We start from the raw sequence: 15,733 nt of genomic DNA on the forward strand, positions 1-15,733 counted from the left end.
TGTGGATGCCGCGCTCTGCGGCGGGTCCTGACAATCGAAAACCCAACATTGGTCCAATTTGGGGGAGAATGAAGTGAAGACGGTCATTAAGAATGTGCTGCTCGGCTCGGTCGCTGGGCTTGCCATGGTCGGGACTGCTGCGGCGGCCGATCTGCCTGTGAAGGCGAAGGCTGCGGAATACGTGAAGGTCTGCTCCGCTTACGGCGCTGGCTTCTACTACATTCCGGGTACCGAAACCTGCCTGAAGGTCGGCGGCTACGTCACTGCCGACACGTACTACACCGACCTCGACACCAACCTTCGCGTCAACGGCTTCGCCGTTGCCAGCGATGATCCGGATGGTCAGGTCTACTTCCAGACCCGCGCCGCGATCCAGCTCGATGCCCGCACTCAGACCGAGTACGGCACCCTGCGTTCGTACATCGAAGCTCGTTTCGAGTACGGTGAGAGCTTCGGTTTCGATCAGAACGACGAGACCAACGAGTTCACCTTCTCGGACAACAGCATCAACGACGCTTACCTGAAGTTCGGCTACATCCAGTTCGCCGGGTTCACGATCGGTAAGGCGACGTCGGCGTTCGACTTCTGGGCCGGCGACGGTTGGCTCGGCATCGAGCCGGGTAACTACTACTCGGATACGACCCCGAACCTGATCTCCTACACTGCTGACTTCGGCAACGGCTTCTCGGCGACCATCTCGCTCGAAGACGCCTATGCCCGTGAATACAGCGAGGACAACTTCGTCCTCCTGGACGGCCAGCAGGTTCCGGACATCGTCGCCAACATTGCCTACGAAGGCAGCTGGGGCGCGTTCAAGGTGTCGGGCGCGTATCACGACAACGGTGAATACGGCACGCTGGACGGCTTCAGCAATCCGTACACTGTCAGCGGCGACGCTGGCTGGGCGGCTCTGGCCGGTGTCCGCTTCGACATCGCTGAGACCACCACGCTGTACGTCGAAGGCGTGTATGCGGACGGCGCTTCGGGCTATCTCGGCCTGGCCGGCACGCTGCCGAACATCGACTTCTTCGGCAACAACGTTGGCGGCTGGTACGTCGGCGGCGCTCTTATCCACTACTGGACCCCGACCGTCTTCACCGGCATCGTCGGCAGCTACACCGAGAGCGACTCCTTCGCTTACCTCCCGGCCGCTACGGCCTCGTTCTCGGGCTACAACGTCGGCGTGAACATCGGTTGGAAGCCGGTCAAGGGTCTGACCCTTGCCCTGCAGTACGACTACCTGAACGCCGATTGGGACTACTCGAACGTGGGTGAGTTCGAAGACTTCTTCACCGCGTCCGAGACCGCCGAGCAGAACCGCATCACCTTCACGGCGAAGCGCGCTTTCTGATCTCGTCCGAGATTGGACTACGGAAAGCCCCGGCCTTGTGCCGGGGCTTTTTGCTTTTGAGGCCGATGAAGGCATCCGCGAAGGGCGCGCCGGCAAACGGGCCGCCGCCTGCGTTACAGATACTGGCGTTCCAGACGCGGCGTTCCGGATCGTGACCTCGAGGTCACGTCGCTCCGGTCGCGGCTTTCCAACTCGTGGCTTCCAGATCGCGGCGCGCGATCAACTGATCCTCGGCGCCGGGGCGTCTTCGCGAGTGGGACGCCAGCGGGTGCGGCACCTCGGGCGCGCTGTATCGGACGCGCGCCATGGCGGAGCCCGGGCATCCCACCCGTGCCGTTTCCTCACATCGTCGGATAAGAAATCTCGCCTTCGAGCCGGCCGTCGCTCAGGCCATCGCGGCGTCGAGCGCGGCGGAGTGCTCGAGCCATTCCTCCTCGGCGCGGGCCAGCGCGACCGCGGCGTCGGCGCGCTCGCGGGCGAGGCGCTGCGCCTCGGCCGGCTGCTTCAGGTAGATCGTCTGGTCGGCCAGCTTCTCGTCGAAGGCGGCGATGGCGCGTTCCAGCTTCGCCATGAGAGCCTCGGCGTCCTTGATCCGGCGCCGAAGCGGCGCCGTTTCCGCGCGCCGGTCGGCCGCCTGCCGACGCTCATCGGCGCGCGTGGCGCCCGGATCCTTGCGCTGTGCCGAGGCGCTGCGCCCGACCACCAGCTTCTGGTACTCGTCGAGATCACCCTCATAGGGCCGCACCGTGCCCTCGGCGACCAGCCAGAGCCGCTCGGCGCTGGCGTCGAGCAGGGAGCGGTCATGGCTGATCAGGATCACCGCGCCGGGAAAATCGTTGATCGCCTCGGTCAGCGCCTGCCGCGCGGCGATGTCGAGATGGTTGGTCGGCTCGTCGAGAATGAGCAGATGCGGCCCGTGAAACGCCGCGAGGCCCAGTAGCAGCCGCGCCTTCTCGCCGCCGGACAGGGCGGCGATGGTCGTGTTGGCGGCGCCGCCGGAAAAGCCCATCTCCGCCGCACGCGAACGCACCTTTGCCTCGGGCGCGTCCGGCATCAGCCGGCGCACATGGTCGTAAACCGTCTCTGCGGCCACGAGTTCGTCGAGCTGGTGCTGCGCGAGATAGGCGATCTCAAGCCCGGCGGCCCGCACCATACTGCCGGATAGCGGGGCGAGGCGGCCGGAGATCAGCTTGGCGAAGGTCGACTTGCCGTTGCCGTTGGGGCCGAGGAGGGCGATGCGGTCGTCATGGTCGATGCGCAGTGTGAGACTCTTCAGCACCGCCCGCCCGTCATAACCGGCCGAGACGCCGTCGAGCGTCAGGATCGGCGGGGAGGGGATGCGCTCGGGATGGCGGATGGAGATCGCCGCCGCTGCCTCGCCCACCATCTCGGCGATCGGCGCCATCCGCGCCAGCGCCTTCAGGCGTGACTGCGCCTGCCGCGCCTTGGTCGCCTTGGCGCGGAACCGCTCCACGAAGGCTTCCATGTGCTTGCGCTTGGCTTCCTGCTTGGCGCGCGCCTTCTGGTCGACCGCCTGCTTGTCGGCCCGCTGCCGCTCGAAGGAATCATAGCCGCCGCGCCAGAACGTCAGCTTTCCCTGGTCGAGATGCAGGATGAAGGAGACCGACTCATTCAGCAGTTCGCGGTCATGGCTGACGATGAGCACGGTGCGCGGATAGCGCGCGAGATAGTCCTGCAGCCAGAGCGTGCCTTCGAGGTCGAGATAGTTGGTCGGCTCGTCGAGCAGCAGCAGGTCGGGCTCGGCGAAGAGGATGGCGGCGAGCGCCACGCGCATGCGCCAGCCGCCGGAGAATTCCGAGCAGGGCCGCTGCTGCGCCGCCTCGTCGAAGCCGAGACCGGCGAGAATGCGCGCGGCGCGGGCGGGCGCGGCATGGGCGTCGATGTCGACGAGGCGCAGCTCGATATCGGCGATGCGGGCGGCATCCGTGGCGCTCTCGCGCTCCTTCAGCAGGCTCGCGCGCTCGGTGTCGGCGGCGAGCACGACGTCGATCAGCCGCTCCGGCCCGGCCGGCGCCTCCTGCGCCACCTGCCCGATGCGCGCGCCGGTGGGAATGCGGATATCGCCGCTTTCCAGTGCCATGTCGCCGGTGATGGCCCGGAACAGCGTCGTCTTGCCGGTGCCGTTGCGCCCGACCAGACCGACGCGGGCGCCGTCCGGTATGGCGGCGGTCGCGTGGTCGATCAGCAGCCGGCCGGCGATGCGCAGGCTGATATCTTCGAACAGGATCATGCGGGTCTTGTGCCGCGCGCTCGCGCGGTCGGCAAGAGCCATATGCGGGGCGCGGTGCCGGGCCCTGGCGCGAGGCGTGCGGTCGGCGGGCAAAGTTCAGGAACGCGGGCGGCGGCCGAGCCGGCACGCGCTCGCCTGCCCGGGTTCAGTCCGGCCGCGTCCGGCCGGTCTCGCGCTGGAAGTAGATGAGGTCGAGTGAGGGCGCCGCCTCCTTGCCGAGAAAGCTACTGATCAGGCAGTGGACCTGCCCGCGATGGTGGGTCTGGTGGTTGAAGACGTGGTCAAGCACCCCGGTCAGCGGCTGAATGAAGCGTGCGCCGCTGGCATTGGCATAGTGCAGCTCGCCCGCCAGATCGTCGGCGGTCAGCGTGGCGACGTGGCGCGCGATCCGCTCGTCCTCGGCGCGGCGCGCGAGGGTGAGGACGGGGAGCGTGTCGAACAGGATGGCGTCGAGCCGGTCCGGCGCGTCGCCGGTGCCGGTGATGCGGCGCATCCACATCCGGTCCCCTGTCAGAAGGTGGTTGAGCGTCGCATGCACCGAACCGAAGAAGGCGCCGCCGTCGGTGCGATAGGCCTCCTCGCCCAGCCGCGCGGCCACGGCGTAGAGGCGGTCATTGGCCCAGGCATTGTAGGCGGCGAAATCGCGGTAGCGACGGGTGAGGAGATCGGCAAGGTTGAGGGAACTGGCGGCGGCGGTCACGGGCGTCCTCTCGGCTTGGTCACGAAGGATGGCATGGCGCCATGGTGCAGCCTCGGGGCCGGTCGTTCCAATTCGCAGTGGTGATGGCCGCCATCACGGACGGCACAGCGCCGGCCGGTCCGTCGAACGAAAAGGCCCCGACCCTGCGGGGCAGGACCGGGGCCATATCGTGCGACGCATGCCGGGTCGGCGGGAACGGCCGGCGCCGCGCGTTTCCGTTTCCGGAATGGGTGCATCATGCACGGGGCCGGACAACGGCGCCTGAACGTGCCGTTGGCTGATGTTCATCGGAAGGGGGCTGAAAAAAGAGTGCCCCGGCTCCCTGGGGGAGGAGCCGGGGCTATTGGGCTCGCGTTGGGGCTTGGGGGAGTGGGGATGCCGCGAGCCCGAAACCTTTATTCTCAGTAGCAGACCGCGCGCTCGACCTGGACCATGCGGCCCGCATCGCTCATCCAGCGGCTCTGCATCACGCAATCACCGGCGACCGGCTCGGCGGGAATCTCCACCGTGGCAACCGGAACCGCGCGCTTGAAGTAACCCGTGGCGGACGCCGCGCCGATAAAGAGCGCGGTGAAGCCCATGGCTGCGGCAACGGCGCTTATGACAATCGTCCTGAACATGTCCGCACCTCGTCCACCTGCCGGCGGACGGGCCACCGGAGTTCTAAGCTGTCATTACTTCACTCTCGACTTCGGAAAGGGACGCGATAGGCATCACATAGGCGCCAGCGTCGCCATCATTTCTGGCGTGCCGTGCGGAACGAAACAATACGCGTTCGTTCATACGTGTTTGCCTCACCCGATCCGTTAATGCACTCTTAACGTGAGCACCCCCGGTAAAGTTCCAAGGGGTGTTCATGAAGTCGTGATCGCTCTTTATTCGGCGAATACGCAGCGGCGCTCCTTGACCAGCCGCGGGGTGCCGCCGGCGAAGTCGATCCGGCGTTCCATGAAGCAGGTGCGGTAGCCCTTCGCGGCCGCGACGGCCTGCGCCGGATCGGCGCCGGCGCCGGCCACCGAAAGCAGCAGCAGGACCGGCAGCCCGACGAGCAGCGCCGCCAGCGTCAGCGGGGCCAGAAGACTCCGCTTCAGCCTTCCCGTCAGGGGCTTGTTCAGGCTCATCTTCATCGGGGCGATCCGTGCTGGGGCCGGGCGGCGTTGATGTCACAACAGATGAGGCCGCCTCCGGTTGCGTGCAATGCGCCGCTTTTCATCTCGCACGATGCCGCCCCCGGCCTGTCGGAACGCTGTCGAAAACGCCGCGTGCGGCTCATCTTGTCGGGACGGGGAGGCCCCGCTATAAGCCCTGCGAACCCAACGCCCCCCAATGTTTCAGGAATTGAAGCCATGGCGCTCGAGCGCACCTTTTCGATCATCAAGCCCGACGCCACCCGTCGCAATCTCACCGGCGCCATCAACGCCACCATCGAGAAGGCGGGTCTGCGCATCGTCGCGCAGAAGCGCATCCTGCTCACCCGCGCCCAGGCCGAGACCTTCTACGGCGTCCACAAGGAGCGCCCCTTCTTCGGCGAGCTCGTGGACTTCATGATCTCCGAGCCGATCGTCGTGCAGGTGCTGGAAGGCGAGGATGCCGTCGCCAAGTATCGCGAAGTGATGGGCGCCACCAACCCGGCCAATGCCGCCGCGGGCACCATCCGCAAGGAATTCGCGCTTTCGGTCGGCGAAAACTCGGCTCACGGCTCCGACAGCCTGGAGAACGCGGCCATCGAAATCGCCCAGTTCTTCGCGGGCAACGAGATCGTCGGCTGATCGCCGCAGTCTTCGCGCCTCTCGAACGCTGAATTGACGCCCCGCCCGAAATACCGGGCGGGGCGTTGTCTTTTGCGCGGCAGCGTCGCACTGTGCGGCCGCAGCACAACGAAGTCATGAAAATGCGTTACATGGGGTTGGCCACCTCATGAATTATTATGTATGTTGCTGTCATGGGCGCTGCGGGGGTCCGGCCACGGAGAAGTGGCCCGCAGCGGGGATGCCGTATTGGCGCGCCAAGAGCGCCCGGGAGTGGGCCCGCCGGAGCCACCTCCTCTTGCCTCACCGTTGCACGGCGCGCCAACGCCAAAAAACCTATGCAAACCCCGTCCGTTCAAGGGCGGCAGGTGAGGGAACAAGACAATGGATTATTTCGAGCCGCTGTTCTGGCTTGCACTCCTCAAGATCATCTGGATCAACGTCCTCCTGTCGGGCGACAACGCCGTCGTCATCGCGATGGCGTGCCGGTCGCTGCCGGACAAGATGCGCCGTACCGGCATGATCCTCGGCGCCGGTGTCGCCGTCGGCATGCGCATCGTCTTCACCGCCATCATCGCCGTGCTGCTGGGCCTGCCCTGGCTGCGCGTCGTCGGCGCGCTGGCCCTGATGTACATCGCCGTCGATCTGGTTCTGCCGGAAGAGGGCGAGGAAGGCGGCGTCGCCGCGCATGACAATCTGTGGCGCGCGGTCGGCACCATTGCCGTGGCCGATCTCGTCATGAGCCTCGACAACGTGGTCGCCATCGCCGCCGTGGCCGATGGCAACTGGACGCTGATCATCATCGGCCTGGTCATCTCCATCCCGATGATCATCGCCGGCGCGGCGCTCATCATGGGCCTGCTGGCGCGTTTCCCCTTCCTGGTCTGGGCCGGCGCGGCTCTGCTCGGCTGGGTGGCCGGCGAGATGTTCGTGTCGGACGTCAAGGTGCTGGAGTACTTCGGCGAGGCCGCGGTGCACCATTACGAATATGCGGCTGCCGCCCTCGGTGCCGGCCTGGTGCTGGCGATCGGCTGGGTGCTGGCGCGCCGGCGTACCGCGCACTCCGCGCACGGCTAGTAAATCGTCGGGTTTCCCTCCCCGTTGACGCCCGCGACCTCATCCGTCGCGGGCGTCTTCAGTTTGAACCGTGAAGTCTGAGATACTTAATAACGTATACCAGAAACCACGGAACGGACGGGCCGCCCGAGGCTCAACGACATATCGACGATCAGAGAGGATACGATGGACTTTTCGAGCCCTGTCTTCTGGGTAGCGTTGCTCCAGATCATCTGGATCGACCTGCTTCTCTCCGGCGACAACGCGGTGGTCATCGCGCTGGCGTGCCGTTCGCTGCCGGAGAAGCAGCGCAAATGGGGCATCTTGCTCGGCGCCGGCGCTGCCGTCGGCCTGCGCATCCTGTTCGCGCTCGCGGTGTCCTACCTGCTCGGCGTGCCGCTGCTGAAGGTGGTCGGCGCGCTGCTGCTGTTCTGGATCGCCATCAAGCTGGTGCTCGACGAGGGCGGGGAAGCCCATCATGTCGAGGGCGCCGACAGCCTGTGGAAGGCCGTCCGCACCATCGCCATCGCCGACGCGGTGATGAGCCTGGACAACGTGGTCGCCATCGCGGCCGCCGCGCGCGGCCATGCCGAACTGTTCATCTTCGGCCTGCTGCTCACCATCCCGCTGATCATCTTCGGCTCGCAGATCATCCTGAAGCTGATCTCGCGCTTCCCGGCCCTGATCTGGTTCGGCGCGGCGCTGCTGGGCTGGATCGCCGGCGAGATGCTGGTGGGCGACAAGATCGTTCTGGAAACCATGCAGGGCTTCGCGCCTGAGCTGGTCGAGAAGATCGAGGATCCGGAGGATCCGGTCGGCCTGAAGCCGGCGGCCCTGCCGCACTACCTCGCGGCGGTCGTCGGCGCGGCCTTCGTCGTGGCCTTCGGCTGGATCGCGAAGAGCCGCCGCGCGGAGGCGACCGCGCACTGAGCGCGACCGCCCTGCGTTAAGGTGTGAAAAGGCGAGGCGCTCCGCTACGATGGTGGCGGAGCGCCTTTGTCATGAATCAGCCTATGCCTAATCCCCGCGCCGACGCCCTCTCGGCCACCCGCACCGGCTATTCCGCCTGCCCGCACGACTGTCCCTCGACCTGCGCGCTGGAGATCGAGGTCGCGGACGGTCGCATCGGACGGGTGCGCGGTTCGAGCGCCAACACCTTCACCGCCGGCGTCATCTGCGCCAAGGTCGCGCGCTATGCCGAGCGCGCCAACCATTCCGACCGGCTGACCCGCCCGCTGCGCCGCATCGGTGCCAAGGGGGAGGGCGCCTTCGCCCCCATCGGCTGGGACGAGGCGCTGGACGAGATCGCCCACCGCTTCCGCGAGGCCGAGCGCGCGCATGGGCCGGAAGCCGTCTGGCCCTATTACTACGCCGGCACGATGGGACTGGTGATGCGCGACGGCATCAACCGGCTGACCCACGCCAAGGGCTATTCGCGCTTCTTCTCGAGCATCTGCGTGAACCCCGCCTGGAGCGGCTTCCTCGCCGGCACCGGGCGGCTCGCCGGGCCGGACCCGCGCGAGATGGCCAAGTCCGACTTCGTGGTGATCTGGGGCACCAACCCGGTGTCGACGCAGATCAACGTGATGACCCACGCCATCCGCGCCCGCAAGGAGCGCGGCGCGAAGATCGCGGTGGTCGATGTCTATCGCTCGCCGACCATGGAGCAGGCCGACATCCCGGTGCTGATCCGCCCCGGCACGGATGGCGCGCTGGCCTGCGCGATCATGCACGTGCTGTTCAGGGACGGCCTTGCCGATCGCGCCTATCTCGCTGATTTCGCCAATGATTCGGCCGGTCTTGAATCACATCTTGAAGACCGCACGCCGGCCTGGGCCGCCGCCATCACCGGCATGCCGGCCGAGGACATCGAAGCCTTCGCCCACGCCATTGGCCGGACTCCGAAAACCTTCATCCGCGCCGGCTACGGCTTCACCCGCTCGCGCAACGGCGCCGTGGCCATGCATGCGGTGAGTTGCATTCCCACCCTTACCGGCGCGTGGCAGCACGAGGGCGGCGGCGTCTTCCATTCCAACTCGGCGATCTACCGCTGGAACAAGCGCCTGGTGGAAGGCCGCGACATCAAGGGCGTCACCTCGCGCGAACTCGACCAGTCGCGCATCGGCGATATCCTGACCGGCGAGCCCGAGGCGCTGCTCGGCGGTCCGCCCGTCACCGCCATGCTGATCCAGAACACCAATCCGGTCTCGGTCGCCCCCGACCAGTCGAAGGTACTGGCCGGCTTCGCGCGCGAGGACCTGTTCGTCGCCGTCCACGAGCAGTTCATGACCGAGACCGCCCGCATGGCCGACATCGTGCTGCCGGCGACCATGTTCACCGAGCATGACGATCTCTATCAGGGCGGCGGCAACCAATATGTCATCCTCGGCCCCAAGCTGGTCGAGCCCCTGGGCGAATGCCGTAGCAATCACGAGGTGATCGTCGCGCTGGCCGAGCGCCTCGGCGCCGCGCATGAGGGGTTCCGCATGAGCCCGCGCCAGCACATCGACTGGATGCTGCAGGCGACCGGGCGCGGCACGGTGGAAGAGCTGGAGGAAAAGCATTTCCTCGACGTGCAGCCGGATTTCGAGACGGCGCATTATCTCAAGGGCTTCGCCTGGCCGGACGGGCGCTTCCGGCTCAAGCCGGACTGGGCGAAGGTGCCCTATGCGGCGCCGGGCCGCTTCGGCCCGCATGAGGACATGCCGCACTGGCCGGACCACTGGGCGGTGATCGAGGAAGCGACGGAGGACTATCCGTTCCGCCTCGTTACCGCGCCGGCGCGCTCCTTCCTCAATTCCAGCTTCGCCGAGACGCCCGGTTCGGTGGCGCGGGAGAAGCGCCCCGAACTGCTGATTCACCCCGAGGACGCGGCCGGCCTCGACATAGGCGAGGGCGATCTGCTGCGCGTCACCAGCCCGCGCGGGCAGGTGCGTCTGCATGCCCGCCTGTTCGATGGGCTGCGGCGCGGCGTGGTGGTGGCGGAATCGATCTGGCCGAACCGCGCCCATCGTGGCGGGCGCGGCATCAACAGCCTGACCGGCGCCGACCCGGTGGCGCCGGTGGGCGGCGCGGCGCTGCACGACAACCATGTGCGGATCGAGCGGGCGCCGGAGACGGGCGAATGACCCGCTAGTCCGGGAACCGCTCGACATGGGTTTCGGCCGTGCGCCCGACATAGAGCGCGCAGCGGCCGGAGAAGGACACGACATAGAAGGCGCAGCCGGCCGCCGCCGCCTTGGCGCAGAAGCCCTTGTAGCTGTAGTCCGGAACCTGCTGCTGCGCCTCGCGGATGGCCTCGCCGAGGCGCGCCGCATCGAAGGCGGCGGCCACCGGCACGTCGAGCATGTGCATGGGCAGTTCGAAGTTTCCGCCATCGGGGAAGTAATAGGCCGCGCGCGCCCGCCGGAAGTCGATGGCGTAGCTTTCGAAACCCTCCTCCATCAGCATGCCGACGATCGTGGGGAAGCTCAGCGTATTCTCTTCGGCGCCTTTCAGGCATGCGGCGGCGACGGCCTGCTTGCGCGGGTCCATGGTGGTCTCCATCGGTGAGAGTGGGTCGAAATCAGTCGATCGGCACGGCCGCGAGCCCCCGGGCGTCGACGATCCGGCGCAGCAGGCGCTCCAGGCTCGCGCGCTCGTCGGGGGTGAGCGGTTCGAGGCAGGCGGCATCGTTGGCATCGGCCAGAGCCGCGAGGCCCGGCACCAGCGCCGCCCCGGCCGGGGTGAGGGCGAGGGTCTGGGCGCGGCCATCCTCGGGGTCGGCGGCGCGCCGGACGAGACCCTTGGCGATCAGGCGGTCGGCCAGCTTGGTGATGGCGCCGCGCGTCATGCCCATTTCGTCGGCGAGCCGGCTCGGCGCCAGCGGCGGCCGCCCGTAGAGCGCGCGCAGCGTCACCCATTCGGCGACCGTCACGTCGCGGTCGGCCAGCCGGGCGGCGAAGGCGTGCGAGACATGGTTCGACACCAGCCGCAGCCAGAAGCCGAGATGGTCGGTGAGGTCGGAGACGGGGGGGAGGTCGGAGGTTTGGGGCTGATCGGAGGTTTCGGGCTGATCGGGCATGGCGTCTCGCCGGGGCAAGAGTGATTGACTAGGAAACTATAACGAGATAGTTTCCTAGTCAATCATATTCGCGCCGCGTGCGGATGGGCGGTTATCCATCGAGGAGGGGGCGGCTCAGGGCGCCGGCGGCACCACCAGCGCGGGCGGGGCGATCTCGAATTCGTCGATGGCTACGCGGGCGCCGTCGAGCCGGGCGCGGCCCTCCGCCACGAGGCGCAGCGCGGCCGGGTAGATCACATGCTCCTGCGCCAGCACGCGGGCGGCCAGCGTGTCGGGCGTGTCTGCTTCCAGCACCGGCACGGCGGCCTGCATGATGATCGGGCCGACATCCATCTCGGGCGTTACGAAATGCACTGTGGCGCCATGGATCTTCACGCCCTCGGCCAGCGCCCGCTCATGGGTGTGCAGGCCCTTGAAGCTCGGCAGCAAAGCGGGGTGGATGTTGATCATCCGGCCGGCCCATTTCTGCGTGAAACCGGGGGTGAGTAGGCGCATGAAGCCGGCGAGGCAGACCAGCGCGACCTGCTCCTCCTCCAGCACCGCGTCGAGCGCCGCGTCGAAGCTCGCGCGGTCGGCGAAGCCCTTGTGGTCGACGGTGCGGACCGGGATGTTGCAGGCCTGCGCGCGGGCGAGGCCGTGCGCCTCCGGGCGGTTGGAAATCACCACCGCGATCTCGACGGGGAAGTCCGGCGCGCTGGCGGCCTCGATCAGCGACATCATGTTGGAGCCGCGCCCGGAGATGAGGACGGCCACGCGAGGTTTGGTCATGGGCAAGCTCTGCTTCAGCATCCTTCGAGGCTCGCTTTGCTCGCTCCTCAGGATGACGGGAATCTCTAGAACAACGTCATCCTGAGGTGCCCGGCGACGCCGGGCCTCGAAGGATGGTCATCACAGCGGCTCGCCGAGGGCGAGTGCGCCGTCGTAGACGGTGTGGGCCGCGCCCTCGCCGGGCTCGATGGCGCCGAGATGCACCACGTCCTCGCCGGCGTCGGCGAAGGCGTCGGCCACCGTCTCGGCATCCTCGGGGGCGCAGACCACCACCATGCCGATGCCGCAGTTGAAGGCGCGCAGCATCTCTTCCGGCGCCACCTTGCCGACCTGCGCCAGCCAGCGGAACACCGGCGGGACGGTGAGGCCGGACAGGTCGATACGCCCGACCGTGCCCTTGGGCAGCACGCGCGGCAGGTTCTCGGTCAGCCCGCCGCCGGTGATGTGGGCGAGCGCCTTGACCTTGCCGGTGGAGCGGATCGCCTCCAGGGCGGACTTCACATAGAGCCGCGTCGGGGTGAGCAGCGCCTCGCCCAGCGTCTTGCCGGGCGCGAAGGGGGCGGGCGCGTCCCAGGCAAGGCCCGAGACCTCGACGATACGGCGCACCAGCGAATAGCCGTTGGAGTGCACGCCCGAGGAGGCGAGGCCGAGCAGCACGTCGCCGGGGCGCACATTGGGCGAGGGCAGCAGCTCGCCGCGCTCCACCGCGCCGACCGAGAAGCCGGCGAGGTCGTAGTCGCCGTCCGCATACATGCCGGGCATCTCGGCGGTCTCGCCGCCGATCAGCGCGCAGCCGGATTCCTTGCAGCCCTGCGCGATGCCGGCGACGATCTTGGCGCCGACCTCCGGGGCCAGCTTGCCAGTGGCGAAATAGTCGAGGAAGAACAGCGGCTCGGCGCCCTGCACCACGAGGTCGTTGACGCACATGGCCACGAGGTCGATGCCGATGGTCTCGTGCCGGCCGGTCTCGATGGCGATCTTCAGCTTGGTGCCGACGCCGTCCGTGGTGGCGACGATCAGCGGGTCCTTGAAGCCGGCGGCCTTGGGGTCGAACACGCCGCCGAAGCCGCCGATATCGGCATCGGCGCCGGGGCGGCGGGTGGCCTTGACCAGCGGCTTGATGAGATCGACCAGCCGGTTGCCGGCGTCGATGTCGACACCCGCGTCGCGATAGCTGAGGCCTTTTTCCGTACCGGTCATCATGCGTCCCCTGGGAATGCTCGCGGATTAGCGGCTTATCGGCCCGGCGGCAAGCGCGGCGGGTGGGCGAGCGCGGCGGGCCGGCAGGCGGCGGCGCGGGCTCAGGCGGCCCTTCTGCGCGCGCCGGCATGCTCGACGCCGAGCGCGATCAGCCCGGCCGCCAGGCCCCAGAAGGCCGAGCCGATGTCGAGGAGGCTGACGCCGGACGCCGTGACCGCCAGCGTCAGCACGGCGGGGAACCGTTTGGCGGTGTCGCCCATGGCGGTGCCGAGCGCGTTCACCAGCGGCGCGAGCAGGGCGAGGCCGGCAAACGTCGCCACCAGCCCCGGCGGCAGCGCCGCGATCAGCGCCACCACGAAGGCGCCGCCGGCGGCCAGCACGAGATAGGAGAGGGCGTAGAAGGGCGTCGTCATCCAGCGCTTGGCCGGGTCGGGATGGGTATCCGGCCCGGTGCAGATGGAGGCGGTGATCGCCGCGAGGTTGCTGGTGAGCGAGCCGAGCGGGGCGGTGATCAGCGAGGCGACCGCCGTGGCGGCGAGGATCGACTGCGTCGGCGGCTTGTAGCCGGCCGCCTGCAGCACGGCGAGGCCGGGCAGGTTCTGCGAGGCCATGGTGACGACGTAGAGCGGCAGGCCGATGCCGATCAGCGCGTGCAGGTCGAAGCGCGGGGCGATCAGCTCCAGCGTCGGCCAGGTGCCGGCCGGCAGCGGCCCGACCCGGCCGAGGAAGAAGGCGAGGGCGATGCCGATCGCCAGCACCGCCAGCACCGAGCCGAACGGGCTGATGCGCCGCGCCACCAGGAAGATCAGCACCAGCGGCAGCACCAGCAGCGGATCGGCCTGCCCGGCGGTGAACACGGCGGTGCAGAAGCGGAACAGCACGCCGGCCAGCATGGCGGCGGCGATGGAGACGGGAAGGCGCTGCACCAGCGTGCCGAGCGGCTTCACCGCCGCCGTCACCAGGATCAGCACGCCCGCCAGCAGGAAGGCGCCGACCACCGTCTCCGGGGTCAGCCCGTGCGAGCCGGCGATCAGCGCGGCGCCGGGCGTCGTCCAGGCGGTGATGATCGGCATGCGATGGCGCCAGCCGAGAAAGGCCGACGTCAGTGCCATCGACAGGCACAGGCCGATGACGCCGGAGACGGTCTGCGCCGGGGTGGCGCCCACCGCCTGCGCGGCGGCGACGATCAGGGCGAGCGTGCCGCCGAAGCCGACCAGCGCGGCGACGACGGCGGAGGTGACGACGGAGGAACGCATGCGGGGATCGCTTTCCGGCGGGGGAAGGGTGCCGCCCGCCTTTTGCCACGCGGACGGCGGAATCGCCACGGCTCCCTTCGCCGGGGGAGCGGAAGCCGCCCGCAACCCGCTGTGAATGGCGGGGGTGATCCTTCTTGTGCATCGCGGATACGGGATTTTCCTGTATCTAATTATCCGACGGCGACGGGCCGGTTCTCGAGGGTGCGTATCGTATGGCGTGGCACAAGCAGGTGACGTTCTGGCTGGGGGTGCTCGCGGCCTTCGTCGTGGCCGCCTGGCTGCTGTCCAGCGTGCTGCTGCCCTTCGTCGCCGGCCTCGCGCTCGCCTATTTCCTCAACCCGGTGACGACCCGGCTGGAGAACTGGGGCATCAACCGGCTGGTGGCCTCGCTGGTGACGATCACCCTCACCCTCCTGCTGGCCATCCTGCTGATGCTGCTGGTGGTGCCGATCTTCGGCTCGCAGCTCGCCGCCTTCATCCAGCGTCTGCCGGAATATATCGGCAAGCTGCAGAACATGCTGACGGGCGAGGGCGAGAGCGCGGCTTGGCTGCGCAATTTCGTCGGAGACCGGCTGCCGAGCGTGCAGAGCGGGCTCAACGAACTGGTGTCGCAGGGCGCCACCTACATGCTGACCCTGATCCAGGGGCTGTGGACGGGCGGGCAGGCGCTGCTTTCGGTGTTCTCGCTGCTGGTCATCACGCCCGTGGTCGCTTTCTACATTCTCAACGACTGGGAGCACATGGTCGAGAAGGTGGATTCCTGGCTGCCGGTTCGCCATCGCGCCACCATTCGCGATCTTGCCCGGCAGATGGACCGCGCCATTGCCGGCTTCGTGCGCGGCCAGTCGCTGGTGTGCCTCATTCTCGGCAGCTTCTACGCCATCAGCCTCACCATGAGCGGGCTGAATTTCGGCTTCGTCATCGGCTTCGTCTCGGGAATCATCACCTTCATCCCCTATGTCGGCTCGCTCACCGGGCTGGTGCTGGCCGGCGGCGTCGCCATCGTGCAGTTCTTCCCGGACTACACGATGATCGCGTTCGTCATCGGCATCTTCGTCTTCGGCCAGTTCATCGAGGGCTACATCCTCTCGCCCAAGCTGGTGGGGGACAGCGTCGGGCTGCATCCCGTGTGGCTGATGTTCGCCCTGCTGGCCTTCGGCTATCTGCTGGGCTTCCTCGGCTTGCTGCTGGCGGTGCCGCTGGCGGCGGCGGTGGGCGTGCTGGTGCGCTTCGCCATCAACCGCTATCTCCAGAGCCCGCTCTACACGGGCGAGGACGAGCACGGCGCGCTTCCGCCGCCGCGCCTCCCGGCGATGCCGGATTCGCGGATCCGCTGAGCC

Annotated in this window: 15 protein-coding genes; 6 read left to right on the forward strand and 9 right to left on the reverse strand. The window is 67.9% G+C overall.

Features of this window, described 5'->3' with window-relative positions; translation table 11 throughout:
• Positions 1 to 73: 73 nt before the first annotated feature.
• On the forward strand, positions 74 to 1,351 hold the full coding sequence (locus tag GBB76_RS02010) for a porin (protein WP_246669005.1): 1,278 nt from the start codon (positions 74 to 76) through the stop codon (positions 1,349 to 1,351).
• 385 nt (positions 1,352 to 1,736) lie between these two features.
• On the opposite strand, the gene GBB76_RS02015 is transcribed toward GBB76_RS02010, so the two are convergent.
• The 4 genes from GBB76_RS02015 to GBB76_RS02030 form a co-directional block, all read right to left on the reverse strand.
• Entirely contained in the window at positions 1,737 to 3,602 is a 1,866-nt protein-coding gene (locus GBB76_RS02015; protein WP_152301743.1) for an ABC-F family ATP-binding cassette domain-containing protein, read from the reverse strand.
• A gap of 145 nt (positions 3,603 to 3,747) precedes the next feature.
• Positions 3,748 to 4,302 (reverse strand): DinB family protein, encoded by a 555-nt coding sequence (locus tag GBB76_RS02020; protein WP_152301744.1) that lies wholly within the window; start codon positions 4,300 to 4,302, stop codon positions 3,748 to 3,750.
• Positions 4,303 to 4,703: 401 nt separating this feature from the next.
• On the reverse strand, positions 4,704 to 4,922 hold the full coding sequence (locus GBB76_RS02025; RefSeq protein ID WP_152301745.1) for a hypothetical protein: 219 nt from the start codon (positions 4,920 to 4,922) through the stop codon (positions 4,704 to 4,706).
• A 255-nt stretch (positions 4,923 to 5,177) separates the two neighbouring features.
• Positions 5,178 to 5,429, reverse strand: a complete 252-nt coding sequence (locus GBB76_RS02030) for a hypothetical protein (RefSeq protein WP_246669006.1) — start codon at positions 5,427 to 5,429, stop codon at positions 5,178 to 5,180.
• A gap of 219 nt (positions 5,430 to 5,648) precedes the next feature.
• Between GBB76_RS02030 and ndk the strand changes: the two genes are divergently transcribed.
• From ndk to GBB76_RS02050, 4 genes are all read left to right on the forward strand, one after another.
• A complete protein-coding gene (ndk, locus tag GBB76_RS02035; RefSeq protein ID WP_152301746.1) occupies positions 5,649 to 6,071 on the forward strand; it encodes a nucleoside-diphosphate kinase in 423 nt (140 codons plus the stop codon).
• Positions 6,072 to 6,434: 363 nt separating this feature from the next.
• Complete coding sequence (locus GBB76_RS02040; protein ID WP_152301747.1) at positions 6,435 to 7,127, forward strand: TerC family protein; 693 nt, start codon at positions 6,435 to 6,437, stop codon at positions 7,125 to 7,127.
• Between the two features lie 165 nt (positions 7,128 to 7,292).
• On the forward strand, positions 7,293 to 8,036 hold the full coding sequence (locus GBB76_RS02045) for a TerC family protein (RefSeq protein ID WP_152301748.1): 744 nt from the start codon (positions 7,293 to 7,295) through the stop codon (positions 8,034 to 8,036).
• 83 nt (positions 8,037 to 8,119) lie between these two features.
• A complete protein-coding gene (locus GBB76_RS02050) occupies positions 8,120 to 10,234 on the forward strand; it encodes a molybdopterin-dependent oxidoreductase (protein WP_152301749.1) in 2,115 nt (704 codons plus the stop codon).
• A gap of 4 nt (positions 10,235 to 10,238) precedes the next feature.
• Here the strand turns inward: GBB76_RS02050 and GBB76_RS02055 are convergent, their stop codons facing one another.
• The 5 genes from GBB76_RS02055 to GBB76_RS02075 all read right to left on the reverse strand — a co-directional run bounded on the left by GBB76_RS02055 (position 10,239) and on the right by GBB76_RS02075 (position 14,393).
• Entirely contained in the window at positions 10,239 to 10,640 is a 402-nt protein-coding gene (locus GBB76_RS02055) for a DUF1398 family protein (protein ID WP_152301750.1), read from the reverse strand.
• Positions 10,641 to 10,671: 31 nt separating this feature from the next.
• Positions 10,672 to 11,169 carry a MarR family winged helix-turn-helix transcriptional regulator gene (locus GBB76_RS02060; RefSeq protein WP_152301751.1) on the reverse strand — a complete coding sequence of 166 codons (498 nt, stop codon included), beginning with the start codon at positions 11,167 to 11,169 and terminating at the stop codon, positions 10,672 to 10,674.
• 114 nt (positions 11,170 to 11,283) lie between these two features.
• A complete protein-coding gene (purN, locus tag GBB76_RS02065) occupies positions 11,284 to 11,937 on the reverse strand; it encodes a phosphoribosylglycinamide formyltransferase (RefSeq protein WP_152301752.1) in 654 nt (217 codons plus the stop codon).
• 120 nt (positions 11,938 to 12,057) lie between these two features.
• The gene (gene purM / locus GBB76_RS02070) at positions 12,058 to 13,140 is read right to left on the reverse strand and encodes a phosphoribosylformylglycinamidine cyclo-ligase (protein ID WP_371717045.1); all 1,083 of its coding nucleotides are present in this window, start codon (positions 13,138 to 13,140) and stop codon (positions 12,058 to 12,060) included.
• A gap of 98 nt (positions 13,141 to 13,238) precedes the next feature.
• Positions 13,239 to 14,393 carry a benzoate/H(+) symporter BenE family transporter gene (locus tag GBB76_RS02075; RefSeq protein WP_152301754.1) on the reverse strand — a complete coding sequence of 385 codons (1,155 nt, stop codon included), beginning with the start codon at positions 14,391 to 14,393 and terminating at the stop codon, positions 13,239 to 13,241.
• Between the two features lie 212 nt (positions 14,394 to 14,605).
• On the opposite strand from GBB76_RS02075, the gene GBB76_RS02080 reads away from it, so the two are divergent.
• Positions 14,606 to 15,730, forward strand: a complete 1,125-nt coding sequence (locus tag GBB76_RS02080) for an AI-2E family transporter (protein WP_152301755.1) — start codon at positions 14,606 to 14,608, stop codon at positions 15,728 to 15,730.
• The last annotated feature ends 3 nt before the right edge of the window (positions 15,731 to 15,733 follow it).

The sequence above is a fragment of the Ancylobacter sp. TS-1 genome (assembly GCF_009223885.1).
Lineage (GTDB): Bacteria > Pseudomonadota > Alphaproteobacteria > Rhizobiales > Xanthobacteraceae > Ancylobacter.